The sequence below is a fragment of the Psychrobacter sp. SZ93C1 genome (genome assembly GCF_015864635.1).
Taxonomy (GTDB): Bacteria; Pseudomonadota; Gammaproteobacteria; order Pseudomonadales; family Moraxellaceae; genus Psychrobacter; species Psychrobacter fozii.
The window spans coordinates 37,853-59,694 of the sequence record NZ_JADYWY010000010.1; the positions used below are offsets into that span (position 1 = coordinate 37,853).

Genomic DNA, 21,842 nt, shown 5'->3' on the forward strand with positions numbered 1-21,842 from the left:
TCTCGTTTTCAAGTGCCACGGCAATATCATAAAAGCCGCTCACTGACCAATCAACTGCTATTATATTCGACGGTTTACGAGCCATTGTCAAGAAAAACTTCTAAAGCCCATCCCTAACTATTAGTTATTAAATAATATACATTCATAAGAATTATTTGCTAAAATCAAACGCTGGTACATTTTTAGTACCATTCAAACACTAAAATGTTATATTGACACATATATAAACATCTGTTTTTTACCAATTAAGAGGATTGCTACAATGGCATATGCATCTAAGATAAATACTGCTGCCAAACTGCTTGTGAGTATGAGTACGGCGTGTATGCTAATGCTGTCCATGAATGCCAGTCATGCTATTCAGGTTTATAAGTCTGTTGGTGCACACGGCGAAGTAAAATATAGCCAACATTCTCCACAGAATGGCAAAAATATCGAACTGATTGAGTTCCGTAGTGACGGTAGACAGAACAACGCAGGAAATTTAGCTGGCAAAACAGATGCCAATCAGAGTAATGCCCCTAGTGCAGAAGAACAAAGAGTGGCAGCACTTGAGACACGTATTAAAGAGCAAGAGGCACAAGCCAATGCACAGCGTTGCCAATCATTACGCAGCAACTTGACCAATCTAAATGTTGGCGGCCGTATCTATGAAATGGATGCCAGTGGCAAACGTCAGTATCTAGATGGCCGCGAGATTGAGCTTAAGCGTGAGCGCGTACAGCAAGCGATTGACCAGTATTGTGGCAATCCTACTACCTAGTCTCAACGCTAGTTTTAGGAATCAACCAGCAACTGCATAACATGACGAATGGCTACTGGCATATCTTGAGCTTGTAGCCCTCGTTGTCCTATCAAGAGATGACCGCGATCACTCTTGCCACTATTATATTGATTCGTCTGACTAACCAATATATCCCCTGCTAACCCATGTATGATAACCGCTTGATGCAAACTGCGCATCTCCGGCTCCAAATCCTGTTGTGCTAACAACCCAGCAATGACACCAGACAACACATCGCCCATACCAGCGGTTGCCATGCCAGCATTACCAACACCACAAACATAGATCTGCTGTTGATCTAAGCCACTCTCTAAAACCAAAGACCCTGCACCTTTGAGCACCCAATTGCCACCATACGTCTTCGCACATAGTTTGATGGCTGATAATCTATCTGACTCTATCTCATGTATTTTTTTATTCAGCAACTTAGCAGCTTCACCACTGTGCGGTGTTAAAAAAACCTCATTATCAGTACTATACTCTCGCAATTGGGTGATGATTTTATCACTTTTCAACTGTAACGATGCCAAGTGATAAAGCCCGTCAGCATCTATAACTATTGGCTTTTTCGCTGTCATAGCAGCTTGTATATAATTTACGAATAATGCCTGTGCTTTATCGTCACGGCCCAACCCCATACCAATAGCTACCACACTGGCTGCCTTGATTAAGTGCTGCACACCTTGAGTATCATGCAAATTGATAGTCATGGCATCTGGTAGTGACGTTAATAGTGCGCCATGAAAAGCCTCATGGCAGGCAACGGTGATTTTTCCCGCTCCTGCCGCCATCGAACTTGAAGCAGACAATATCGCTGCTCCGCCCATACCTTGTGAGCCATCGATACGATTACCACCGATGACCAGTACATGGCCATAGCTGCCTTTATAGCTATTTTGGCGTCGTGGACTGAGAGCATGTGCAGTAGTAATCAATTTGGCTACTGGCTCAAACTCTATATTACCCACTTGGTAAGGTATTAGCGGTATATCAGTCACTTGCCCGCTATAATCTCCCCCGTCTTTGGTATGCAATCCAAATTTCCGCGCAATCAAACATAAAGTTGCAGCCGCTTGTATTGCTATACGGTCGAACACTTCACCAGTCGAAGCCACCACACCACTTGGAATATCAACCGCAATGGCTAGCCCATTATTTTGCTCCGTTAATTCATTAAAAGCTCCAATTGCCTGCTTATAAATACCATCAGGTGCACGCTCTAGCCCTATACCAAATAGCGCATCGATATAGACGTCAGCCTGTAGCGCTGTTGCTCTCAAATCATTTTGGCTATCTTCAAAGCGCTCATACTTGCAATTAGCAGATCGTGCTACCTGTAAAGCCTTTTGGGCATCCGTTATTGAGCTTTTGCTATTAGAAATTGCTGTTGTATCACTTTTATCAGAATTAACCTGATCAGAGTCACTATAGTTAAAGTCACTATCCTCAAAACCCACTGTGACTATCTGTACCTGCCATCCAGCTTGCTTGAGATAGTAGGCAATCAGCCAACCATCACCGCCATTATTACCTTTGCCTACCCATATACTTACTCGATACTGGTGGTTATGCTTATGACGATGAGAGAAATCAACCGACGCTGATGACTGAGGGTTTAAATACTTTTTCTCATAAAGCTGCTCGATATGCTTCGCCATTTGCCAAGCCGCTTGTTGCATTAATCCAAAACTATCATGACCTTCACTAAACCATGCTTGTTCCATTGCATAGAGCTGTTTACTGCTATATAGCGATATAGGATGTTTTTTATCTATGAATGAATGACCGTGTATTTGCATGACTTGCCCTCAACTGTTTTTATTAGATTGTTTTATATTATTCTGAAGCCTGATGATTCCTCATTGATATGAAGACATATCCTAGCTTAGCAAAAGCCAACTTTGACTTGTGTATCAATATGAATGCGAGTTTATTTTCTTTTATGCTTGCGCTATTGGCTCACTCGCTTATCATAACGGTACTCACATCAACGCTTACTATTACACATGAATAACTCATCCACACCAAGCCTAACAATATCTTCTACCAAACAAGTAGCTGGCCAACAAAGAGCCGCTGCGATTGATAATGCACTCGCAAACAAGATTGAGATTAATAATACTTCAACATTCACCACCACAGCAGACGTTAAACAATGGATTAAAACTCAAGCACAGGCGCTAGGGTTTGCTGACTGCGGCTTTCTATCCGTGCACCATCCTTTGTTTGCTAAACAAATTGTACAACTGCAGCAATGGCTAGAGAAAGGTTACGAGGGACAGCTACAGTTTATGCACAGCAATCATGAGCTACGGGCGAACCCTGAGCAATTGGTCGATGGTGCAAGGACTATCATCAGCGTTCGTATGGATTACCTGACTCAAGCACCGAAACCCCGTGCTGTCACTGACAATGATCTTCCCAACCAAGGTATCATTGCGCGTTATGCCAGAGGACGTGATTATCACAAGACAATGCGTAGCCGTTTAAAGCAATTGGCATTAAAAATAGAAACAATGCTTCCTGAATGGCAACATCTCAATATTGGGTCAGAGCGAGATTTTATCTTTAGGCCATTTAGCGACTCTGCACCTATCTTTGAACGCCCTATCGCTGATGCTGCTGGCCTTGGATGGACAGGTAAGCACACACTACTTATTAATAAACAAGCAGGCTCATTTTTTGTGTTGGGCGAGCTATTTATTAGCCTTGAGTTGCCAGATGACCAACCTATCAAAGAGCATTGTGGTAGCTGTAGCGCCTGTATTGATATTTGCCCTACCCAAGCGATTGTTGCACCCTATGAGCTCAACGCTTCAGCCTGTATCTCCTACCTTACTATCGAGCATAAAGGTACCATTGATACCAAGTACCGCCGAGCGATTGGTAATCGCGTCTTTGGTTGTGATGACTGTCAGCTTATCTGTCCTTGGAATCGCTATGCCAATATCACACCTGTAGAAGACTTCGCACCACGGCACAACCTTGATAGTAGTAGCCTACTTGAACTATGGCAGTGGCAAGAAGCTGACTTTATGAAAAAGACTGAAGGTAGTCCACTTAGACGTACAGGGTATGTTAGCTTTTTACGCAATATCGCAATTGGACTTGGAAATGCCAATGCCAGTACAGATACTGTTGCTCAATTACAGTCAAAACTGGGTGTACACAATGAGATATTAGATGAGCATATCCTTTGGGCAATAACTGAGCAGCAAGATAAATTAAAGGCTATTGAGTCTTAGGCTTGTATTTGTCTGAACGAAAAAATGCCTCTTATTTATAAGAGGCATTTTTGTTAGCGCATATTTTTGTGCTATTTATTACTAATATTATGGCTTAGGAATACGTAATACTTGGCCTGGATAAATCTTATCAGGATCAGAAAGCATTGGCTTATTCGCTTCAAAAATCTTCATGTAGTCACTTGCTGAACCATAAACATCTTTGGCAATCTTAGATAAGTTATCGCCAGACTTAACCGTATACATGGTTGACTCAGGAGCATCTTCTTCGATATCAATATTATCGATGACTTTTGCAACGTTCTGTACGTTACCAATTGCGATGATTGCTTTTTCGCGGTCTGCTTGTGTTTTGGCTTTACCACTGATCTCAGCAGTATCTGTTGAGCCATTGTATTTAATCTTTAGATCGCTGATATTTAGATTTTGCTGCTGAACACGACGAAGCAAGATATTAGCGACTGACTGTGCTGAAGGCTCACTACTCTGTACTGGCGTATTAGCATCTGCTTTGGTTTCTGATTTAGCATCATGCTCGGCTTCATCACGATTGAATATCTTATCACCGATGTCTTTTGCAAAACTGAACATACCCATATAATTGCTCCTTAAAATATTATTATTAATCATTATTTTCGATGACGCATAAAATCAGATAGTGAGGTAAACACCTGAATTTCGTCATACTTTATTACTGCTTACCAAGATGAGTATAGACAAAGGTAGTTGAACTGGCTAGTAATAGTATGTTGAATAATGTTGAATTGACGTAGCTTATGTTAATAAATACGATTCACTCATATGGAAAGCTCATTTTACAAGACATAAAAAAACCGCTTATCGATTAAGATAAGCGGCAATACAAAACTTGCTAAGCTAATATAGAATTATAGCTGTGCTTGTACGTAATCAATTGCTTTTTGAACAGTCGTTAGCTCGGCTGAATCTTCATCAGGAATAGTGATGCCAAAATCGCTTTCGAATGACATAACCAATTCAACTAGATCCAATGAATCTGCGCCTAAGTCTTCCATAAATGAAGCATCGTTGCTGATTTCTTCAACGTTCATACCCAATTGCTCAGCTACTGCAGCTTTAACTCTTAGCTCGGTATCATTACTCATGTAGATTTCTCCTTTTTGATCTATTATTTTGACAAACTACTATAGTTCTATTATTAGATTCTATAGCATTGTATATAAGTGAGACTTTCAGATTAGTATCGCTATCTGAATGCTTTATAACGGATTATACGTTTTGACTAATGTCTGGTAAAGCTCTGCTATCATACAGTGCTTTGGCCTAAAAGTGTCCGTCATTATAGCACCCTTTATTATAGTTTACACTCGTTCACACAGTTTTTTATTATCACTATGTAACACTTGTGCGTCACTTACATATACATGCCGCCATTGACAGGAATAACGGCGCCTGTGATATAGCTGGCCTCATCGCTGGCCAAGAAATGCACTGCTGCTGCAATGTCTTCTGGCTGACCTAAACGGCTAATAGGGACAGCATCTAACATCGAGTTTAGCAGACGCTCATCAAGCTCATCCGTCATATCTGTTTCAATCAAACCCGGAGCGACACAGTTGATAGTCACTTGGCGTGAACCAATTTCACGTGCTAGGGTACGGCTAAACCCTTCTACACCTGCTTTGGTTGCAGCATAATTAGATTGACCTGCATTACCCATCTGCGCGACTACAGAGGTAATATTAATGATGCGGCCACGGCGGGCTTTCATCATGCCGCGTACAGCACGTTTGCTCATGCGATATACTGACGTTAAGTTAGTGTCTATGACATTGCCCCAGTCATCATCTTTCATGCGCATTAGCAAGCCGTCTTGCGTGATACCAGCATTATTGACCAGTACCTGTACCGCACCATAGACGCTTTCGATCTCTTCAAACAATTTATCAATTTGCGCCGTATCACGTACATCTAAGACTCGACCAATACCACCACTGTCATGAAGATAGTCATCGATAAGCTCAGCGCCTTTTTCAGTCGTCGCTGTACCAATGACAAAATGACCTTCTTTAGCAAAACGTTTGGCAACAGCTTTGCCAATGCCACGGCTCGCGCCTGTTACTAATGTAATCGTACGGCTCATGATAATAACTCCATTAATTTCTCAAGGCGGGCAGGTTTGTCAGTAGGATAGCTGGCAATTGGCTGGGCTTGACGCTTCGCCAAATTACTCAATACATTACCACTGCCACACTCGATTAAAATATTAATTTGCTTGTCAGCCAGCTCTTGCATGGTTTTTGACCATAATACAGGTTGGCTTAGCTGTTCAGTCAATGCTTGCTTGATACCCAACGCACTGGTTTCGACACGTGCATGACGATTTTGAATAACAGGAATCGTGGCTTGCTCAAATTTGATGTCTGCCAAAATTTCAGCCAAAGCACTACTCGCTGGCTCCATTAGTGCGCAATGCGATGGAACACTAACCTTTAGCGGAACAGATTTCTTACCGGTATTTTTTACTTTATCAATAACAGCATTAACGCCATCGGCATTACCTGATATAACGACTTGGCCTGGGCTATTAAAGTTGGCTGCACCAACAATCGCGCCATCAACATGTTCAGTCGCTTGCTCACATAAATTTTCGACCCGATTGTCTTCAAGACCTAATACTGCTGCCATCGCTGTATCAATTCCTACAACAGCCTCTTGCATTAACTGACCACGTTTATGAACCAGTCTTACTGCATCAGCAAGCGATATCACATCAGCTGCACAGAGCGCGCTATACTCACCTAGAGAGTGCCCTGCTAAATAACAAGGCTCTGTGACTACTTTCTGTTTCAAGATTCGCCAGATAGCTATGCTAGCCGTCAATAATGCTGGCTGAGTATAGTGGGTTTGATTGAGCTTTTCTTCATCCTGACAGATTGCCCATAAGTCTTCACCAAGTGCATCACTTGCTTCAGCGAAAGTATCACGAATCTCTGGATAGGTTTCAGCAAGCTCACTCGTCATACCAACGACTTGTGATCCTTGACCAGGGAAAATTACCGCGATCCGCGAAGGCTGCTTTTTTGCCATATCGGGTACAGAGGCCATAACCAATATTCCTTATTCAATTGGAAACATCCCTAAAAATAATGGGAGTTGTTATATTATTAGGTACGACACAGAGCCGTTGCGTTCGTTATTTTTCGAAAAATTAGCTGTTAGTGAACTATACACTGACAGGCTCTATTATCATAGTGAGTGCCACCTAAACTGGTGTAGCAGAGAATATCACTAAAATTGTAATAATAGATTGTATCAGTTCACTTTCATATTTACTAAAGGCTAAAAATAAAATATTTTTTTTAAAAAACCATAGCAAAAAGCCAAGTTATCTAGCCACATAATATATGATAGCGAAATAACTTGGCTTTCTTTAGCTCAAAACTCATTGCTTGATACAGCTATGCAAAAGCAATAATAGTCACCAGTACTATGACTACTTTTGCATTAGCTAACAAACAACTTAGGCGTCTTGACTTACCTTGAACAACTGACGACCACGGTAAAAACCATCTTTAGTCATGTGATGACGACGATGTTTTTCACCAGTAGTAGCATCAATGCTCAGCTCAGCCACTTCCATACGATGGTGTGAACGGCGCATGTCACGACGAGAACGGCTTTTACGACTTTTTTGAACAGCCATGATATAGCTCCTATACTTAAAAGGGATAAGCTTGAAATTCAGCTTTAATCGATACTGACAGAGGCCATATAATCACAACAACCTAAGTCTTACGCATCATTAGTTAAATAGATTGCCACTCACATAAAATGCTAACTATGTCTAAAATCTATAGTAAATTTGCATAGTCAGCTTCTATCAGCAAGCAACTTGTTGCTAGAATGCAATAAACCGGACATTATACGCATGTTTAATGGATTAATAAAGCCCTGCATCTCACTCTTCTGTAGAAAGCTGATGAAAGGTATCACAAATTCATTAAGTAGTACATTTATATGTGAATTGCTTTTAATGAAACTACAACTTGCCTTTTAGCGAGGCTAAAGCGGCAAAAGGATTTTCTGTTTCTTCTTCTTCTGGAATCTCACCAAATTGCTCTACCGTCATCTCACAGTCATCATGCTTTGGTGACATTGGCGTCTTGAGTAGTATCTCGTCTTCAACCAATTTCTTGAATGGCAATAGCTTCTCTGGTGATTGCTCTGTAATGATTTCATCAAGTAATAAATAATCTTGCTCTTCATTCACTAAGCGTACTTGGCTCTCTTTTTCAAGCAAAGCAATATTAAAATCATCAGACAAATCGATAGACACTGGCTGCAGACAGCGCTGACAAGTTAGCCAAACCTGACCAGTTAATGTAAATGTCAAATGTAAGACATTATTACGGCGATACAAGCTAGCACTGAGCTGTATTTTTTCTTGCTCGTGTTCAGTAGCTAAAATAAGCGCCAGACGTTTGAACGCACTTGGCTCTACTTCTCCTGACCATTCATAACCAGTATCTGCCCACTTATCTAAAGAAATAGAATCGGGCATGCTGGTAGGTAACGGCACTTTTTTGTTATCAGTATGCATTGCTGACGGTTTACTTTCTGGAGTGCTTGACATGCGCGGCCTCATTCATCAAAACGGTGTATAATATTGCCTGCCATACTAACGGAAAGCATTGAATGACGCTAGCGCTAGTATGTTAATATTTTTGATATTGGCACGATTTAACATGACCTGTTCTTCGCCTTTATACTAAGGTGATAGTTTTCATTTTCACCACTTATATGACCAGTATTTCACTTATGAATTCGTTTAACAATAAAATTGACTTTGCTAACTTACTCTCATCATCCAAAGCAAAAATACTACTGAAATGTCTTACCGAGTTGGTCGGTGATATGAACTCTACTTCTACCGATTCATCAAATCTTGAGAAGGATAGAGCGTTAGAGCGCCTGAGAAATGAATGGCAAGGCCTAGCTACTACCGAAACTGACGATAACGACCAACAATTAGCTGATAATAATGAGCGAGTAGCTACCGACTGGCTCATTCAATTATTCAATGCTTTATTTGCTGATCAAAAGGTCATATTGGTTCATAGTGAAGGTGAACCCGAATACTTTCCTGCCCAAAACAATGAACCCGCAAGAATTGAATTTGCTCATGGTTTTTTTGCCAGTGCATTGCATGAAGTCAGCCATTGGTGTGTGGCCGGAGAAGCTCGTAGAAGGTTGCCTGACTTTGGCTACTGGTATGCACCAGATGGACGATCAGCAGCTCAGCAGCAGTCTTTTGAGCGCGTCGAAATTAAGCCGCAAGCATTGGAATGTCTATTTACTTTAGCTTGCGGGCAACCTTTCCAAGTATCGCAGGACAATTTATTTGCAGCGTTTGATACGAGTGATAGCACCTTCGAACATGACGTTTATCGACAAGCAGAACAGTATATTACTGAGCCTCAGACACTACCACGTGATGCTAAAAAATTATTACTTACTTTACTTGAGGTTTCCACACCCAATTAGACTAAACCAATGGCAATATAGCTTTCAATGATATGATTTTTATAACGCAAATGGTTAAGGATCTTATACGAACAATAACGCCTTGCCACTAAAGTTACATGTGCTATGCGCTATACTAATAATCAAATCGATATTTTAAACCAATAAACTTTATTAACGTTTAAAATATACTTTATGAATCACGCCCTATATTAAACAGACTTAACTCAGCCACCGAAACACTTATTTAAATGAAGAAAAACCTCATAATTATAAGATAAGGAAGCACTATGCAAGTATTCTATATTCACCCAGACAATCCACAGCCTCGATTGATTGAGCAAGTGGCTGACCTGCTACGTAAAGACCAACTGATCATCTACCCTACCGATACCAGCTATGCCTTTGGTTGTCGTCTGGGTGCCAAAGATGCGTTAGAAAAACTTAAACAAATTCGCGAGCTTGATGATAAACACCAATTTACCTTATTATGCCGTGACCTAAGTGAGATTGCTAATTACGCTACAGTAGATAATGTGCAGTTTAAACAGCTAAAAGCACATACCCCAGCACCTATTACATTCATCCTAAACGCAACAAAAGATGTACCAAAGAAACTGTCTCATGCCAAGAAAAAAACAATCGGTATCCGAGTACCGAGTAACGCTATTGCTCAAGCACTTTTAGAAGCTATGGATGAACCAATATTGACCAGCTCACTAATCTTACCTAACCGTGATGACATACTTGACGATCCATTCGAGATTGAGGATATCTTAGGCAATCAAATTGATGGTCTAATCAATGCAGGTATAAAAACAACCAAGCTAACCACCATTGTAGATATGACTAGCAGCCAACCTGAGATTGTCAGGCAAGGTGCTGCTGATGTTGATTCACTACTGCTCTAATAAAATGAATAATGTGATTAACCAAATTCAAGACATAAAAAAAAGCTCCAATTAATTGGAGCTTTTTTATGAATCATATATTCAGTATAAAACTAGTCACGATCAACTAATTCTACATATGCCATTGGCGCATTGTCACCATCACGATGACCGCATTTTACGATACGCAAATAACCACCTGGACGAGTCTGGTAACGAGGACCTAACGTGCCAAATAATTTGCCTACCATAGCTTTGCTACGCATACGGCTGAATGCTAAACGACGGTTAGCAACGCTGTCTTCTTTAGCCATAGTGATTAATGGCTCGGCAACGCGACGTAACTCTTTTGCTTTTGGTAAAGTTGTTTTGATCAGTTCATGCTCAAATAATGAGTTAGTCATGTTCTGAAACATTGCCTTACGATGACTGCCGGTACGACCCAGCTTGACTCCACTCTTACGATGGCGCATAGTCAAAAATCCTTAAAGTTTAACGGCTACGATAAGAAAAGCGATCATCAACACGTAAATCAGCTGGTGGCCAGTTATCTAGGCGCATACCGAGCTCTAAATCTTTAGACGCTAAAACGTCTTTGATTTCAGTTAATGATTTCTTACCAAGATTTGGGGTTTTTAGAAGTTCAGTCTCTGAACGTTGTACCAAATCACCGATATAGTAAATGTTTTCAGCTTTCAAGCAGTTGGCTGAGCGAACCGTTAGTTCAAGATCGTCCACAGGGCGTAATAGCACCGGATCAACCTCTTCTTTCTCTTTCACAGGCTCAGGCGCTTCTTCAGCTTCTAGGTCAACAAAGATAGAAATCTGTTGTTGTAAAATAGTGGCTGCTTTACGAATTGCTTCCTCTGGATCTATAGTGCCATTAGTTTCAAGCTCAATGATAAGACGATCAAGATCAGTACGCTGCTCTACACGAGCGTTCTCAACCTGATAAGCAACACGAAGCACAGGACTAAAACTTGCATCAAGCTTTAAGCGTCCAATTGCTTTAGTATCACCATCTTCACGGCGCTGGTTTGCTGGCTCATATCCACGACCCATTACTACGCGCAAACGCATCTTAAGATGACCACGATCACTCAATGTACCCAATACCAATTCTGGATTGATGATGTCAACATTGTGCGGTAACGTGATATCTGCAGCAGTAATAGTGCCTGGACCTTGTTTATCCAAGGTCAAAAATACTTCATTTTGGTCATGAAGCGTAATTGCCAAGCCTTTTAAGTTCAAAAGCAAGTCAAGTACATCTTCTTGTAGCCCTTCAAGCGTAGAGTATTCATGGTCAACACCATCAATCTCGGCTTCAATGACTGCAGCACCAGGTAATGAAGATAACAAGATACGACGTAAGGCATTACCTAGGGTATGCCCAAAGCCGCGTTCTAACGGTTCGAGCGTGACTTTCGCAATCGTTTCGTTAACCGTATCCACGTTAATGGCATTCGGCGTTAGAAACTCAGTTGCATTTAGCATCATGATGTCACCTCGATTTATTAAACTGGTTTAATTAACGTTAATTGCTCAATGCCATTTTCATGACATCGAGCAGTACGTCATTTACTTAGAGTATAGCTCAACGATCAAGCTTTCGTTGATTTCAGCAGGTAGATCAATACGATCAGGCGCATGTTTAAACGTGCCTTGTAGTTTGCTGTGATCAACATCTAGCCATTCTGGAATACCACGTTGTGTCGCTAGTTCAATAGCGTTTTTAATACGTAGTTGTTCGCGAGACTTCTCTTGGATAGCGATGACATCACCATCTTGAAGCTGAATTGATGGAATGTTCACACGAACAAACTCATCACGGCCAGCTTTTTTTACCATAACAGTACGATGACTGACTAGCTGACGTGCTTCTGCGCGAGTTGAGCCAAAGCCCATGCGATATACAACGTTATCTAGACGGCTCTCAAGCATGGCTAGTAGGTTTTCGCCTGTAGCACCGCGCTTACGAGCAGATTCTTTATAGTAATTAGCGAATTGACGCTCTAGTACACCATAAATACGCTTAACTTTCTGCTTTTCACGCAGTTGTAGAGCATATTCAGAGGTCTTGTTACGGCTTACGCCATGTTGACCTGGTGGACGACCAGCTTTTTTCGTTTTTACGTCGTATGGTTTAACGCCAGACTTAAGGCCTAAATCCGTACCTTCACGACGTGATAATTTGAGTTTTGGTCCAATATAGCGGGCCATTGTTATGTCTCCTATAAGCTTTCAATATAAAAAGCTTCGTCTTTAATATTAGACGCGGCGCTTTTTCGGCGCACGGCAACCATTGTGTGGGATTGGGGTTACATCAGAGATGCTGTTGACTTTATAACCCAATGCACCTAGTGCTCTTACCGCAGACTCACGACCCGGTCCTGGTCCTTTGACCAAAACGTCGATATTCTTAACACCATATTCTTGGGCCGCTTTACCAGCGACTTCAGCTGCAACCTGAGCTGCAAATGGTGTAGATTTACGTGAACCACGGAAGCCTTGTCCACCTGAAGTGGCCCAAGCCAATGCATTACCCTGACGATCGGTAATCGTAACAATGGTGTTATTAAAAGACGCATGGATATGGGCTACGCCCTCCGATACTGAACGGCGAGTCACCTTTTTGCGACTGCGAGTGTCTTTTGCCATCTTTTAGCTTCCTAAGTTAATTATCTTTTGAGAGGGCGTGTCGGACCCTTACGAGTACGAGCGTTGTTCTTGGTGTTCTGACCTCTAACTGGTAGGTTACGACGATGGCGGATGCCACGGTAACAACCAAGATCAACTAAACGCTTGATATTCATTGAAACTTCACGACGAAGGTCACCTTCAGTCATGTAATTTGCAATTTGTGCACGGATAGCATCTAACTGTGTATCATCTAACTGACTGACTTTAGTAGTAGGGGCAATGCCAACTGCTTCTAAGATTTTCTGAGCAGTGGTACGACCTACACCAAAGATGTAAGTTAGTGAAATAACAGCATGCTTATTATCCGGAATGTTTACGCCGGCAATACGAGCCATTGATTTCTCTCCATTAAAGAAAAATAAGCGTTATCTAACGATAAGGCATTACTTTTCAGATTTGTTGCTGTCAATACTAAAGCCTTTGTAATCTCAATCTCTGCTTTGGTCTGATAACAGACTTATTCTTCGATAGTATTATAAAAGTTTTTGCATAAACTACGGCAAGTGGCGGATGATATCGCATCCGCCGTTATTTTTCAAGTATTAATTTAAATAGTAACAAAAACCTAAGGCTTTGTGATACTAAGTATTAACCCTGACGTTGCTTGTGGCGAGGTTCTGCTGTACAAATAATATGTACACGGCCTTTACGGCGCACAACTTTACAGCTACCACAAATCTTTTTAACTGATGCTTGAACTTTCATAGCATGCTCCTTGAAATATCGTACCGCTCATTTAAGATTGAGTGGGCGATTGAATTAACGTCTGATCATGATATTGATGGGTCATCAAATGCGCTTGAATCTGCGAGATGAAGTCCATTACCACAACCACCATAATCAGTAAAGACGTACCACCGAGTTGAAACGGCACACCAAACGATGACTGGACGACCATTGGCATTAAACAAATAACCGTCATATACATCGCGCCAATAAAGGTCAATCGGTTTAATACATGATCGAGGTAACGCTGAGTTTGTTGTCCTGGGCGAATACCTGGGATATACGCACCACTACGTTTAAGGTTTTCAGCTACTTCACGTGGGCTAAATACTAGCGCCGTATAAAAATAGCAGAAGAAAATAATCATTGCACCAAACAATACTAAATATAGCGGCTGCCCTGGAGACAATACTAACGCCATATTCTGCAATATTTTTTGTGTAAAGGTAGGATCAGTTGATTGACCAACCCACTGCCCTAAACTTGCCGGAAACAACAATAAAGAACTCGCAAAGATAGCGGGAATAACCCCTGCCATGTTTAGCTTCAACGGCAGATGAGACTGCTGCTGAGCATAAATTTTACGACCCTGTTGCTGCTTTTGTGCGTAGTTTACGGGAACACGGCGTTGAGCACGTTCAATATAAACAATGCCAGCAGTAACCGCGATACCTAGTAACACAAAAATAAATAGTACAATCAAGTTCATCTGACCTTGATTGACCTGTTCGATAGATTGCGAAATCATACCTGGCGTACCAGCCACAATGCTTGCAAAAATGAGCATTGAGATACCGTTACCTACACCACGCTCTGTAATCTGCTCACCAAGCCACATTAGGAACATAGCGCCTGCTACTAAAGAAGTAACAGCTGGAATATAAAAAGTAAGACCAGAAGATAAGGTAAGGTTTTGACTGATTAAGCCAGCACACATCCCTAATGACTGTACTAGGGCTAAAGCAAGCGTTCCCTGACGGGTATACTTGTTTAGCTTGCGTCGTCCCGCTTCACCTTCTTTTTTGAGGGCTTCAAGCGATGGCAATACCGCAGACATCATCTGGACAATAATCGATGCTGAGATATATGGCATAATACCAAGTGCCATAATAGACATACGCTCTAGTGCACCACCTGAGAACATATTAAACATGCTCAGGATGGTGTTTTCGTTGCGCGAAAACAGATCAGCCAAGTTAACCGGATTGATACCCGGTACTGGAATATGTGACCCTAAACGATAAACAATCAATGCGCCGATTAAGAATAATAAACGCGTCCATAATTCGTCATACTTGCGTATAAATGCAAATGGATTGAGCGGTATACCAGTCGATGACATTGATTGTTTTGACACGTTATTACTCCTCGATGCTACCACCAGCAGCTTCGATTGCTAGCTTAGCGCCTTTAGTCACTTTGATACCTTTAAAAGTATAAGCTTTAGTGACTTCGCCTGATAACATAACACGGGCACGCTTCATATCATGACGGATAAGGTTAGCAGCTTTAAGTGTTTCAATGCTAACAACATCGCCTTCAACTTGGTTTAGTTCAGACAGACGTACTTCAGCTGTCTTCATTGCCATTTTACTGGTAAAACCAAATTTAGGTAGACGACGATATAAAGGCATTTGACCACCTTCAAATCCTGAGCGTACGCTAGAACCTGAACGAGATTTCTGACCTTTTACACCACGACCACCAGTCTTACCAAGACCTGAACCGATACCACGACCACGACGTTGTGCAGTTTTCTTTGCACCAACACCTGGTGATAATTCATTTAATCTAAGACCCATTACGCTTCCTCCACTTTTACCATGTAGTTAACGCGATTTACCATACCACGAGTTGAAGGAGTATCTTCTACTTCAACAGTATGGTTAATACGGCGTAAACCCAATCCTTTCAAGCTCGCTTTGTGGCTCTTTAGGCGATGGGCACCCGATTTAAATTGAGTGACTTTCATTTTTTTCATCGTAACTCACCTAGTCTAAGTTAACCCAAGATTTCGTCTACAGATTTACCACGTTTAGCTGCCATCTTCTCTGGAGTTGACATATCACGTAAACCGTTAAACGTTGCGCGAACAACGTTAGCAGTATTGGTAGAACCATAACATTTAGTCAAAACATCTTTGACACCAGCAACTTCTAATACAGCACGCATTGCGCCACCAGCGATTACGCCAGTACCTTCAGATGCAGGCTGCATATAGACTTTACTAGCACCATGACGTGCTTTGATCGGATGATACAAAGTTGCATCATTTAGCTCAACAGTAATCATATTACGTTTGGCAGCTTCTAGTGCTTTTTGGATAGCAGCTGGCACTTCACGTGCTTTACCGCGACCAAAACCAACACGACCGTTGCCATCACCCACTACAGTTAGTGCAGTGAAAGAGAAAATACGACCACCTTTAACAACTTTTGCAACACGATCAACGGTAACTAAGCGTTCTACTAGACCGTCAGTCTGTTCATTTTTATCATTTTTATCATTTCTAGCCATGATTAAAACTCCAATCCGTTCTCGCGAGCTGCTTCTGCTAAAGCTTTAACTCGACCATGATATTTGAAACCACTACGGTCAAAGGCAACTTTAGTGATACCAGCTGCTTTTGCGCGTTCTGCGATCAATTGGCCTACAGACGTTGCTGCATCAGCATTACCAGTAGCGCCTGAGCGCAAGCTGACGTCTAAGGTAGATGCCTGAGCAATCACTTCACCACCGTTCGGAGAGATAATCTGGGCATACATATGTTTTGGCGTGCGGTTAACCGTTAAGCGATTAACGCCTAAAAAACGGATATGCGCGCGGGTTTTCTTAGCTCGACGCAGACGAGCTGCTTTTTTATCAAACATTTCAACTCACCTTATTTTTTCTTGGCTTCTTTGCGAATCACATGCTCGTCACTATAACGAATACCTTTGCCTTTATAAGGCTCAGGTGGGCGGAAACCACGGATATTAGCCGCTGCTTGACCAAGCTGCTGCTTATTGTTTGATTTCAAAACAATTTCAGTTTGCGTTGGGGTTTCAGCTGACACACCTTCAGGTAACGTATACTCTACTGGATGAGAGTAACCAACGTTCAAAGTTACTTTGTTGCCAGTAACTTGTGCGCGGTAACCAACACCAATTAATTGAAGACGTTTTACAAAGCCTTCATTCACGCCTGTAACATAGTTGTTAAGCAGAGCGCGCATGGTGCCAGTGTGCATCATAGCTTCTTTTGAATCGACTGTAGGTGAGAAAATGATAACATCATCTTCCTGTTTCAGCTCGACCAATGCATGCAGGCGTAAAGACAAATTGCCGTTCTTGCCTTTAACTTCGACCTGCCGATCGTTCAAAGTAACGCTTACGCCATTTGGCAGCGTCACTGGGGCTTTAGCCACACGAGACATAGGAATATTCCTTAAAAAATTAACTTCTTTATATTAGCGAAAAAACTAACAGGCTAAAAAGCGTGTTAGTTTAGCATAGTTGACCGCGTTAGACACCTAACAATGTTAAATAATTCATCATTACCACATTGATAGAAGCCCAACAGCGTCAAATAGACTTTATCGTCGTGTAACTTACGCTACAAATGCGACGATTTCACCACCGATACCAGCAGCGCGTGCAGCACGATCACTCATGATACCTTGGCTAGTTGATACGATAGCAACACCCATACCTTGCTTAACAGTAGGGATAGCGTCTTTGCCACGGAACTGGCGTAAACCAGGACGGCTAAAACGTTGAATAGTTTCGATGACAGCACGGCCTTCGAAGTATTTTAGTTCAATAGTAAGGCTTGCTTTGTTGTTTGCTTCTTCAGTAACAACAGCACTAGCCACATAACCTTCGCTAACTAGCAAATCAGCAATTGATTTACGTAATTTAGAGCTCGGCATTGCTACCGATACTTTGTTAGCCATTTGTGCGTTACGAATACGGGTTAGCATATCCCCAACGGTATCTTGCATACTCATATAGTTACCCCTTACCAGCTTGCTTTACGAACACCAGGCACATCGCCTTGCATGACACGCTCACGCAGCATATTGCGTGATAAGCCAAACTTGCGGAAGTAACCGTGAGGACGACCGGTGATAGCACAACGATTGCGCAGACGTACTGGTGATGAGTTACGTGGAAGAGCTTGTAGCTCTAACATCGCTTCCATACGAGTTTCGTCACTTGCAGTCATATCACTGATAGTTTCTTTTAGCTTGATACGCTTATCAGCGTACTTAGCAACCATTTTTTCGCGCTTCAATTCGCGGTTAATCATGCTCTTCTTTGCCATAACGTCTTTACCTTATTTAAATGGGAAGCCGAATGCTTTAAGCAACGCACGACCTTCTTCATCAGATTGAGCTGACGTGGTGATTGTCACATCCATACCGCGGATACGATCAATCTTGTCAAAATCTACTTCTGGGAATACAATTTGTTCTTTGATACCCAATGAGTAGTTACCACGTCCGTCAAAGGCTTTAGGTGAAAAACCGCGGAAATCACGAATACGAGGAATTGCAATGGCAACGAGACGATCTAAAAATTCGTACATTTGCTCACCGCGTAGCGTTACTTTACAGCCAATTGGCCATTCTTCACGAATCTTAAAGCCAGCAACTGATTTACGCGCTTTGGTGACAACAGGTTTTTGACCAGCAATTGCAGTCATATCAGCTACAGCACCTTCAAGCAATTTCTTGTCTTGAGACGCACCGCCTACACCCATGTTAAGTGTGATTTTAGTGATTTTAGGCACTTGCATCACATTCGCCAAACCAAGCTCTTCTTGGATTTGCTGCTTTAATTTATCGTTATATAAAGATTTTAATCTTGCCATTACCATTACACCCTTAGTGTCTTACGCAGTCGCCACTACTTCACCGTTCGAACGATAGACGCGTTGTTTCTGGCCGTCTTCGCTGAACTGATAAGTAATACGATCAGCTTTTTGGGTTTGCGCATTTAATATTGCGACATTTGAAATATGTAGGAAAGCTTCTTGCTTAAGAATGCCGCCTTCAACGCCAGCTGCCTGATTTGGCTTCTGATGTTTAGTGACAATGTTAATGCCTTCTACTTTAATACGATCATTTTTTACAGCTTGTACAGTACCTTGCTTGCCTTTATCTTTACCAGCAATCACGATAACTGTATCGCCTTTACGTAATTTTGACATGGATTACCTCACAATACTTCTGGTGCTAGTGATACAATTTTCATAAACTGATCACCACGTAGTTCACGAGTTACCGGTCCAAAAATACGAGTTGCAATCGGTGCTTTGTTTTGGTTCAACAATACCGCAGCATTGTCGTCAAAACGTAACACAGAACCATCAGGACGACGAACGCCTTTTTTGGTGCGTACAACTACAGCATTCATCACGTCGCCTTTTTTAACACGACCACGCGGAATGGCTTCTTTAACCGTTACTTTAATAATGTCGCCAACTGATGCATAACGACGATGAGAACCACCCAGTACTTTAATGCACTGAACTCGTCTTGCACCGCTATTGTCTGCAACTTCCAGCATTGACTCAACCTGAATCATAGCGTTACTCCACACGTATGAGCAATAAAAACCAGTTGCTGCCGCTAGCACAGTATGAGTAGACGGCATTGTAATATAAATAACCGCGACTTACTCTTAATGTGAGTGATATACGCTCGGCGCAATCAGCATCCTTAAAAAGGCGGATATTTTAACAGCTTCTGGCTTTTAATGCAATTTACTTAGATTTTTTCTACTTTTTCAACCACATCAACCAAAGTCCAAGACTTGGTTTTTGAGATTGGACGCGTTTCTTTGATACGGACAAGGTCACCTTGTTGGCAAACGTTGTTCTCGTCATGTGCTTTGATTTTTGTAGAACGACGAAGCTGTTTGCCATATAGAGGATGACGAACCAGACGCTCAATCAAAACTGTGATGGACTTGTCCATCTTGTCGCTGACAACTCGTCCTGTCAATACGCTAGCATTGGTAGCTGTTTGATTGTTATCGCTCATGAGTCGCCTCGTTGTTTCTCGTTAATCAAAGTCTGAAGCTGTGCAATCGTACGACGATTGCCACGTACTTCATGGGTATTACCCAACTGACCAGTTGCTTTAGCCATACGAATACGGAAAGCATCAAGTTGCTTTTCATCAAGTAACTGGGTCAGTTCTTCTAATGATTTATCACGTAATTCACTGATCTTCATTACATTATCGTCCGCTTAACAATGGTAGTTTTAAAGGGCAATTTTGCTGCAGCAAGTATAAATGCTTCGCGAGCAAGCTCTTCTGAGACCCCTTCGATTTCATATAACACTTTACCAGGTTTGATTTCGCATACCCAATACTCGACTGGACCTTTACCTTTACCCATACGTACTTCTAATGGCTTGTTGGTAATTGGTTTGTCAGGGAATACACGAATCCAAATCTTACCGCCACGCTTAATTTTACGAGTGATGGTACGACGTGCTGCTTCAATTTGACGGGCAGTCATACGACCACGAGTCAAAGATTTTAGACCAATTTGTCCGAATGCAACGGTGCTTCCACGATGAGCTAGCCCAGTGTTACGACCTTTGTGCATTTTACGAAACTTGGTACGTTTTGGCTGTAACATAGTTTAACCTCTGTCTGAGTTTCGACGATTTCCGTTTCCACGACCACGGCGTTTTGGCGCACGAGCCTGCTCTTCTTTAACGGGATTATATACACTGTTCATACCGTCAAGGATTTCGCCACGGAAAATCCAAACTTTAACACCGATAGTGCCGTAAGTTGTCTCTGCACGTACTGACGAATAGTCAATATCAGCGCGGAGTGTATGCAGTGGCACACGACCTTCACGGTACCATTCAGTACGAGCAATCTCAGCACCGCCAAGACGGCCAGACAACTCAACTTTAATACCTTTAGCACCAGAGCGCATGCTGTTCTGTACAGCGCGTTTCATCGCACGACGGAACATAACACGACGCTCAAGCTGGCTACTGATACCGTCTGCTACCAAACGTGCATCAAGATCAGGTGACGTGATTTCTTCAATGTTGACCTGAGCAGGTACGCCCATGATTTTGGTCAATTCTTTTTGAAGTCTTTCGATATCTTCGCCTTTTTTACCGATAACAATACCAGGGCGCGCAGTGGCGATGGTAATCTTAGCAGCGCCAGTAGGACGCTCGATCATGATGTTGCTGATCATAGCGTTGTCTAGCTTTTTGCGTAGATATTCACGAACTCTAATGTCGTTGATTAGGTATTCTGAGTATTGTTTAGGGCTAGCATACCAGTTTGCGTTATGCTTTTTTACAACACCAAGACGAATTCCGATTGGATGTACTTTTTGACCCATAACTTATTCCCCTACCTTAATAGTGATGTGACAGGTACGCTTACTGATACGATCAGCGCGGCCTTTGGCACGTGGTAGGATACGTTTTAGCGTAATGCCTTCATCAACGTAGATAGTTGATACTTTAAGAGTATCGATATCTAGACCGTTGTTGTTTTCGGCATTGGCGATAGCTGAGTTAAGACATTTCTTAACAAACACAGCGCCTTTTTTATTACTATACGTTAGGATATCCAAAGCACGCTCGATAGATTTGCCACGAACTTCATCAGCAACGAGTCTAACTTTTTGTGCCGATATGGCGGCACCGCGTAATTTTGCAGTTACTTCCATGATAAGCACCTTATTTCTTAGCTTTTCTGTCAATGCCATGACCACGATACGTACGAGTCGGGGCAAATTCACCTAGTTTATGACCAACCATCTGTTCGCTCACGATAACCGGTACATGAGTACGGCCGTTGTGAACAGATAAAGTTAGGCCAACCATTTGTGGCAAAATCATCGAGCGGCGCGACCAAGTCTTAATTGGCTTGCGTGAGTTGGTGTCTAATGCATTCTCAACTTTAGCAAACAAATGCGCGTCTATGAATGGACCTTTTTTCAATGAACGAGGCATGAA

General features: G+C 42.0%; 34 protein-coding genes. 4 read left to right on the top strand and 30 right to left on the bottom strand.

What is annotated here, in order from left to right; all coding sequences use genetic code 11:
• The first annotated feature begins 262 nt into the window (after positions 1 to 262).
• Complete coding sequence (locus tag I6E83_RS12400; RefSeq protein ID WP_110923963.1) at positions 263 to 763, top strand: DUF4124 domain-containing protein; 501 nt, start codon at positions 263 to 265, stop codon at positions 761 to 763.
• Positions 764 to 777: 14 nt separating this feature from the next.
• Here the strand turns inward: I6E83_RS12400 and I6E83_RS12405 are convergent, their stop codons facing one another.
• The gene (locus I6E83_RS12405; protein ID WP_197102310.1) at positions 778 to 2,583 is read right to left on the bottom strand and encodes an NAD(P)H-hydrate dehydratase; all 1,806 of its coding nucleotides are present in this window, start codon (positions 2,581 to 2,583) and stop codon (positions 778 to 780) included.
• Between the two features lie 207 nt (positions 2,584 to 2,790).
• Here I6E83_RS12405 and queG point away from each other — a divergent pair, with 207 nt between their 5' ends.
• On the top strand, positions 2,791 to 4,029 hold the full coding sequence (gene queG, locus I6E83_RS12410; RefSeq protein ID WP_197102312.1) for a tRNA epoxyqueuosine(34) reductase QueG: 1,239 nt from the start codon (positions 2,791 to 2,793) through the stop codon (positions 4,027 to 4,029).
• 87 nt (positions 4,030 to 4,116) lie between these two features.
• Here queG and lysM read toward each other — a convergent pair whose 3' ends face one another.
• The 6 genes from lysM to I6E83_RS12440 all read right to left on the bottom strand — a co-directional run bounded on the left by lysM (position 4,117) and on the right by I6E83_RS12440 (position 8,644).
• A complete protein-coding gene (lysM, locus tag I6E83_RS12415) occupies positions 4,117 to 4,626 on the bottom strand; it encodes a peptidoglycan-binding protein LysM (protein ID WP_110923960.1) in 510 nt (169 codons plus the stop codon).
• Positions 4,627 to 4,916: 290 nt separating this feature from the next.
• Entirely contained in the window at positions 4,917 to 5,153 is a 237-nt protein-coding gene (acpP, locus tag I6E83_RS12420) for an acyl carrier protein (protein ID WP_010196746.1), read from the bottom strand.
• Positions 5,154 to 5,422: 269 nt separating this feature from the next.
• Positions 5,423 to 6,151 (bottom strand): 3-oxoacyl-ACP reductase FabG, encoded by a 729-nt coding sequence (gene fabG / locus I6E83_RS12425; protein WP_110923959.1) that lies wholly within the window; start codon positions 6,149 to 6,151, stop codon positions 5,423 to 5,425.
• Positions 6,148 to 7,116: an ACP S-malonyltransferase gene (gene fabD / locus I6E83_RS12430; protein WP_197102314.1), complete on the bottom strand. Its 969-nt coding sequence runs from the start codon at positions 7,114 to 7,116 to the stop codon at positions 6,148 to 6,150. The genes fabG and fabD overlap by 4 nt, the downstream gene beginning before the upstream one ends.
• 415 nt (positions 7,117 to 7,531) lie before the next feature.
• Positions 7,532 to 7,714, bottom strand: coding sequence for a 50S ribosomal protein L32 (gene rpmF / locus I6E83_RS12435; RefSeq protein ID WP_068408434.1), 183 nt, complete (start codon positions 7,712 to 7,714; stop codon positions 7,532 to 7,534).
• A 336-nt stretch (positions 7,715 to 8,050) separates the two neighbouring features.
• Positions 8,051 to 8,644: a YceD family protein gene (locus tag I6E83_RS12440; RefSeq protein WP_197102316.1), complete on the bottom strand. Its 594-nt coding sequence runs from the start codon at positions 8,642 to 8,644 to the stop codon at positions 8,051 to 8,053.
• A gap of 185 nt (positions 8,645 to 8,829) precedes the next feature.
• On the opposite strand from I6E83_RS12440, the gene I6E83_RS12445 reads away from it, so the two are divergent.
• Together I6E83_RS12445 and I6E83_RS12450 are read left to right on the top strand one after the other, a co-directional pair.
• The gene (locus I6E83_RS12445) at positions 8,830 to 9,555 is read left to right on the top strand and encodes an elongation factor P hydroxylase (RefSeq protein ID WP_197102318.1); all 726 of its coding nucleotides are present in this window, start codon (positions 8,830 to 8,832) and stop codon (positions 9,553 to 9,555) included.
• 269 nt (positions 9,556 to 9,824) lie between these two features.
• Positions 9,825 to 10,445 (top strand): L-threonylcarbamoyladenylate synthase, encoded by a 621-nt coding sequence (locus I6E83_RS12450; RefSeq protein WP_197102320.1) that lies wholly within the window; start codon positions 9,825 to 9,827, stop codon positions 10,443 to 10,445.
• A gap of 92 nt (positions 10,446 to 10,537) precedes the next feature.
• Here I6E83_RS12450 and rplQ read toward each other — a convergent pair whose 3' ends face one another.
• The 23 genes from rplQ to rpsS form a co-directional block, all read right to left on the bottom strand.
• On the bottom strand, positions 10,538 to 10,897 hold the full coding sequence (rplQ, locus tag I6E83_RS12455) for a 50S ribosomal protein L17 (protein WP_010196736.1): 360 nt from the start codon (positions 10,895 to 10,897) through the stop codon (positions 10,538 to 10,540).
• Positions 10,898 to 10,916: 19 nt separating this feature from the next.
• Positions 10,917 to 11,924, bottom strand: a complete 1,008-nt coding sequence (locus I6E83_RS12460) for a DNA-directed RNA polymerase subunit alpha (protein ID WP_011279808.1) — start codon at positions 11,922 to 11,924, stop codon at positions 10,917 to 10,919.
• 81 nt (positions 11,925 to 12,005) lie between these two features.
• The gene (gene rpsD / locus I6E83_RS12465) at positions 12,006 to 12,647 is read right to left on the bottom strand and encodes a 30S ribosomal protein S4 (protein ID WP_110923954.1); all 642 of its coding nucleotides are present in this window, start codon (positions 12,645 to 12,647) and stop codon (positions 12,006 to 12,008) included.
• A gap of 48 nt (positions 12,648 to 12,695) precedes the next feature.
• Entirely contained in the window at positions 12,696 to 13,085 is a 390-nt protein-coding gene (gene rpsK / locus I6E83_RS12470; RefSeq protein WP_058368279.1) for a 30S ribosomal protein S11, read from the bottom strand.
• Positions 13,086 to 13,105: 20 nt separating this feature from the next.
• Positions 13,106 to 13,462: a 30S ribosomal protein S13 gene (rpsM, locus tag I6E83_RS12475; protein ID WP_010196723.1), complete on the bottom strand. Its 357-nt coding sequence runs from the start codon at positions 13,460 to 13,462 to the stop codon at positions 13,106 to 13,108.
• 253 nt (positions 13,463 to 13,715) lie between these two features.
• Positions 13,716 to 13,832: a 50S ribosomal protein L36 gene (gene rpmJ, locus I6E83_RS12480; protein ID WP_010196721.1), complete on the bottom strand. Its 117-nt coding sequence runs from the start codon at positions 13,830 to 13,832 to the stop codon at positions 13,716 to 13,718.
• 31 nt (positions 13,833 to 13,863) lie between these two features.
• Positions 13,864 to 15,195 carry a preprotein translocase subunit SecY gene (secY, locus tag I6E83_RS12485; protein WP_181416317.1) on the bottom strand — a complete coding sequence of 444 codons (1,332 nt, stop codon included), beginning with the start codon at positions 15,193 to 15,195 and terminating at the stop codon, positions 13,864 to 13,866.
• 19 nt (positions 15,196 to 15,214) lie between these two features.
• Positions 15,215 to 15,655 carry a 50S ribosomal protein L15 gene (rplO, locus tag I6E83_RS12490; RefSeq protein WP_197102323.1) on the bottom strand — a complete coding sequence of 147 codons (441 nt, stop codon included), beginning with the start codon at positions 15,653 to 15,655 and terminating at the stop codon, positions 15,215 to 15,217.
• Positions 15,655 to 15,834: a 50S ribosomal protein L30 gene (rpmD, locus tag I6E83_RS12495; protein ID WP_010196714.1), complete on the bottom strand. Its 180-nt coding sequence runs from the start codon at positions 15,832 to 15,834 to the stop codon at positions 15,655 to 15,657. Before rpmD ends, rplO begins: the two co-directional genes overlap by 1 nt.
• A gap of 20 nt (positions 15,835 to 15,854) precedes the next feature.
• A complete protein-coding gene (gene rpsE / locus I6E83_RS12500) occupies positions 15,855 to 16,370 on the bottom strand; it encodes a 30S ribosomal protein S5 (protein ID WP_010196711.1) in 516 nt (171 codons plus the stop codon).
• Between the two features lie 2 nt (positions 16,371 to 16,372).
• The gene (gene rplR / locus I6E83_RS12505; protein ID WP_110923951.1) at positions 16,373 to 16,723 is read right to left on the bottom strand and encodes a 50S ribosomal protein L18; all 351 of its coding nucleotides are present in this window, start codon (positions 16,721 to 16,723) and stop codon (positions 16,373 to 16,375) included.
• A gap of 11 nt (positions 16,724 to 16,734) precedes the next feature.
• On the bottom strand, positions 16,735 to 17,268 hold the full coding sequence (rplF, locus tag I6E83_RS12510; protein ID WP_110923950.1) for a 50S ribosomal protein L6: 534 nt from the start codon (positions 17,266 to 17,268) through the stop codon (positions 16,735 to 16,737).
• A gap of 174 nt (positions 17,269 to 17,442) precedes the next feature.
• The gene (gene rpsH, locus I6E83_RS12515) at positions 17,443 to 17,841 is read right to left on the bottom strand and encodes a 30S ribosomal protein S8 (RefSeq protein ID WP_110923949.1); all 399 of its coding nucleotides are present in this window, start codon (positions 17,839 to 17,841) and stop codon (positions 17,443 to 17,445) included.
• An 11-nt stretch (positions 17,842 to 17,852) separates the two neighbouring features.
• Complete coding sequence (gene rpsN / locus I6E83_RS12520) at positions 17,853 to 18,158, bottom strand: 30S ribosomal protein S14 (protein WP_021813378.1); 306 nt, start codon at positions 18,156 to 18,158, stop codon at positions 17,853 to 17,855.
• Positions 18,159 to 18,170: 12 nt separating this feature from the next.
• Positions 18,171 to 18,707, bottom strand: coding sequence for a 50S ribosomal protein L5 (gene rplE / locus I6E83_RS12525; protein WP_110923948.1), 537 nt, complete (start codon positions 18,705 to 18,707; stop codon positions 18,171 to 18,173).
• Positions 18,708 to 18,728: 21 nt separating this feature from the next.
• Positions 18,729 to 19,046: a 50S ribosomal protein L24 gene (rplX, locus tag I6E83_RS12530; RefSeq protein WP_110923947.1), complete on the bottom strand. Its 318-nt coding sequence runs from the start codon at positions 19,044 to 19,046 to the stop codon at positions 18,729 to 18,731.
• An 8-nt stretch (positions 19,047 to 19,054) separates the two neighbouring features.
• Positions 19,055 to 19,423: a 50S ribosomal protein L14 gene (gene rplN / locus I6E83_RS12535; RefSeq protein WP_010196702.1), complete on the bottom strand. Its 369-nt coding sequence runs from the start codon at positions 19,421 to 19,423 to the stop codon at positions 19,055 to 19,057.
• A 182-nt stretch (positions 19,424 to 19,605) separates the two neighbouring features.
• A complete protein-coding gene (gene rpsQ, locus I6E83_RS12540; RefSeq protein WP_021813375.1) occupies positions 19,606 to 19,881 on the bottom strand; it encodes a 30S ribosomal protein S17 in 276 nt (91 codons plus the stop codon).
• Positions 19,878 to 20,075: a 50S ribosomal protein L29 gene (gene rpmC / locus I6E83_RS12545; RefSeq protein WP_110923946.1), complete on the bottom strand. Its 198-nt coding sequence runs from the start codon at positions 20,073 to 20,075 to the stop codon at positions 19,878 to 19,880. The genes rpsQ and rpmC overlap by 4 nt, the downstream gene beginning before the upstream one ends.
• Positions 20,075 to 20,488 carry a 50S ribosomal protein L16 gene (rplP, locus tag I6E83_RS12550; protein ID WP_110923945.1) on the bottom strand — a complete coding sequence of 138 codons (414 nt, stop codon included), beginning with the start codon at positions 20,486 to 20,488 and terminating at the stop codon, positions 20,075 to 20,077. Before rplP ends, rpmC begins: the two co-directional genes overlap by 1 nt.
• A gap of 3 nt (positions 20,489 to 20,491) precedes the next feature.
• The gene (gene rpsC, locus I6E83_RS12555; protein WP_110923944.1) at positions 20,492 to 21,220 is read right to left on the bottom strand and encodes a 30S ribosomal protein S3; all 729 of its coding nucleotides are present in this window, start codon (positions 21,218 to 21,220) and stop codon (positions 20,492 to 20,494) included.
• 3 nt (positions 21,221 to 21,223) lie between these two features.
• Positions 21,224 to 21,553 carry a 50S ribosomal protein L22 gene (gene rplV, locus I6E83_RS12560; protein WP_010196689.1) on the bottom strand — a complete coding sequence of 110 codons (330 nt, stop codon included), beginning with the start codon at positions 21,551 to 21,553 and terminating at the stop codon, positions 21,224 to 21,226.
• Positions 21,554 to 21,563: 10 nt separating this feature from the next.
• The gene (gene rpsS / locus I6E83_RS12565; RefSeq protein WP_021813372.1) at positions 21,564 to 21,839 is read right to left on the bottom strand and encodes a 30S ribosomal protein S19; all 276 of its coding nucleotides are present in this window, start codon (positions 21,837 to 21,839) and stop codon (positions 21,564 to 21,566) included.
• Positions 21,840 to 21,842 lie beyond the last annotated feature (3 nt).

Coding starts and splice junctions, on each gene's coding strand:
- I6E83_RS12400 (WP_110923963.1), top strand. CDS start 263: ATGGCATATGCATCTAAGATAAATACTGCTGCCAAACTGCTTGTGAGT.
- I6E83_RS12405 (WP_197102310.1), bottom strand. CDS start 2,583: ATGCAAATACACGGTCATTCATTCATAGATAAAAAACATCCTATATCG.
- queG (WP_197102312.1), top strand. CDS start 2,791: ATGAATAACTCATCCACACCAAGCCTAACAATATCTTCTACCAAACAA.
- lysM (WP_110923960.1), bottom strand. CDS start 4,626: ATGGGTATGTTCAGTTTTGCAAAAGACATCGGTGATAAGATATTCAAT.
- acpP (WP_010196746.1), bottom strand. CDS start 5,153: ATGAGTAATGATACCGAGCTAAGAGTTAAAGCTGCAGTAGCTGAGCAA.
- fabG (WP_110923959.1), bottom strand. CDS start 6,151: ATGAGCCGTACGATTACATTAGTAACAGGCGCGAGCCGTGGCATTGGC.
- fabD (WP_197102314.1), bottom strand. CDS start 7,116: ATGGCCTCTGTACCCGATATGGCAAAAAAGCAGCCTTCGCGGATCGCG.
- rpmF (WP_068408434.1), bottom strand. CDS start 7,714: ATGGCTGTTCAAAAAAGTCGTAAAAGCCGTTCTCGTCGTGACATGCGC.
- I6E83_RS12440 (WP_197102316.1), bottom strand. CDS start 8,644: ATGTCAAGCACTCCAGAAAGTAAACCGTCAGCAATGCATACTGATAAC.
- I6E83_RS12445 (WP_197102318.1), top strand. CDS start 8,830: ATGAATTCGTTTAACAATAAAATTGACTTTGCTAACTTACTCTCATCA.
- I6E83_RS12450 (WP_197102320.1), top strand. CDS start 9,825: ATGCAAGTATTCTATATTCACCCAGACAATCCACAGCCTCGATTGATT.
- rplQ (WP_010196736.1), bottom strand. CDS start 10,897: ATGCGCCATCGTAAGAGTGGAGTCAAGCTGGGTCGTACCGGCAGTCAT.
- I6E83_RS12460 (WP_011279808.1), bottom strand. CDS start 11,924: ATGATGCTAAATGCAACTGAGTTTCTAACGCCGAATGCCATTAACGTG.
- rpsD (WP_110923954.1), bottom strand. CDS start 12,647: ATGGCCCGCTATATTGGACCAAAACTCAAATTATCACGTCGTGAAGGT.
- rpsK (WP_058368279.1), bottom strand. CDS start 13,085: ATGGCAAAAGACACTCGCAGTCGCAAAAAGGTGACTCGCCGTTCAGTA.
- rpsM (WP_010196723.1), bottom strand. CDS start 13,462: ATGGCTCGTATTGCCGGCGTAAACATTCCGGATAATAAGCATGCTGTT.
- rpmJ (WP_010196721.1), bottom strand. CDS start 13,832: ATGAAAGTTCAAGCATCAGTTAAAAAGATTTGTGGTAGCTGTAAAGTT.
- secY (WP_181416317.1), bottom strand. CDS start 15,195: ATGTCATCGACTGGTATACCGCTCAATCCATTTGCATTTATACGCAAG.
- rplO (WP_197102323.1), bottom strand. CDS start 15,655: ATGGGTCTTAGATTAAATGAATTATCACCAGGTGTTGGTGCAAAGAAA.
- rpmD (WP_010196714.1), bottom strand. CDS start 15,834: ATGAAAAAAATGAAAGTCACTCAATTTAAATCGGGTGCCCATCGCCTA.
- rpsE (WP_010196711.1), bottom strand. CDS start 16,370: ATGGCTAGAAATGATAAAAATGATAAAAATGAACAGACTGACGGTCTA.
- rplR (WP_110923951.1), bottom strand. CDS start 16,723: ATGTTTGATAAAAAAGCAGCTCGTCTGCGTCGAGCTAAGAAAACCCGC.
- rplF (WP_110923950.1), bottom strand. CDS start 17,268: ATGTCTCGTGTGGCTAAAGCCCCAGTGACGCTGCCAAATGGCGTAAGC.
- rpsH (WP_110923949.1), bottom strand. CDS start 17,841: ATGAGTATGCAAGATACCGTTGGGGATATGCTAACCCGTATTCGTAAC.
- rpsN (WP_021813378.1), bottom strand. CDS start 18,158: ATGGCAAAGAAGAGCATGATTAACCGCGAATTGAAGCGCGAAAAAATG.
- rplE (WP_110923948.1), bottom strand. CDS start 18,707: ATGGCAAGATTAAAATCTTTATATAACGATAAATTAAAGCAGCAAATC.
- rplX (WP_110923947.1), bottom strand. CDS start 19,046: ATGTCAAAATTACGTAAAGGCGATACAGTTATCGTGATTGCTGGTAAA.
- rplN (WP_010196702.1), bottom strand. CDS start 19,423: ATGATTCAGGTTGAGTCAATGCTGGAAGTTGCAGACAATAGCGGTGCA.
- rpsQ (WP_021813375.1), bottom strand. CDS start 19,881: ATGAGCGATAACAATCAAACAGCTACCAATGCTAGCGTATTGACAGGA.
- rpmC (WP_110923946.1), bottom strand. CDS start 20,075: ATGAAGATCAGTGAATTACGTGATAAATCATTAGAAGAACTGACCCAG.
- rplP (WP_110923945.1), bottom strand. CDS start 20,488: ATGTTACAGCCAAAACGTACCAAGTTTCGTAAAATGCACAAAGGTCGT.
- rpsC (WP_110923944.1), bottom strand. CDS start 21,220: ATGGGTCAAAAAGTACATCCAATCGGAATTCGTCTTGGTGTTGTAAAA.
- rplV (WP_010196689.1), bottom strand. CDS start 21,553: ATGGAAGTAACTGCAAAATTACGCGGTGCCGCCATATCGGCACAAAAA.
- rpsS (WP_021813372.1), bottom strand. CDS start 21,839: ATGCCTCGTTCATTGAAAAAAGGTCCATTCATAGACGCGCATTTGTTT.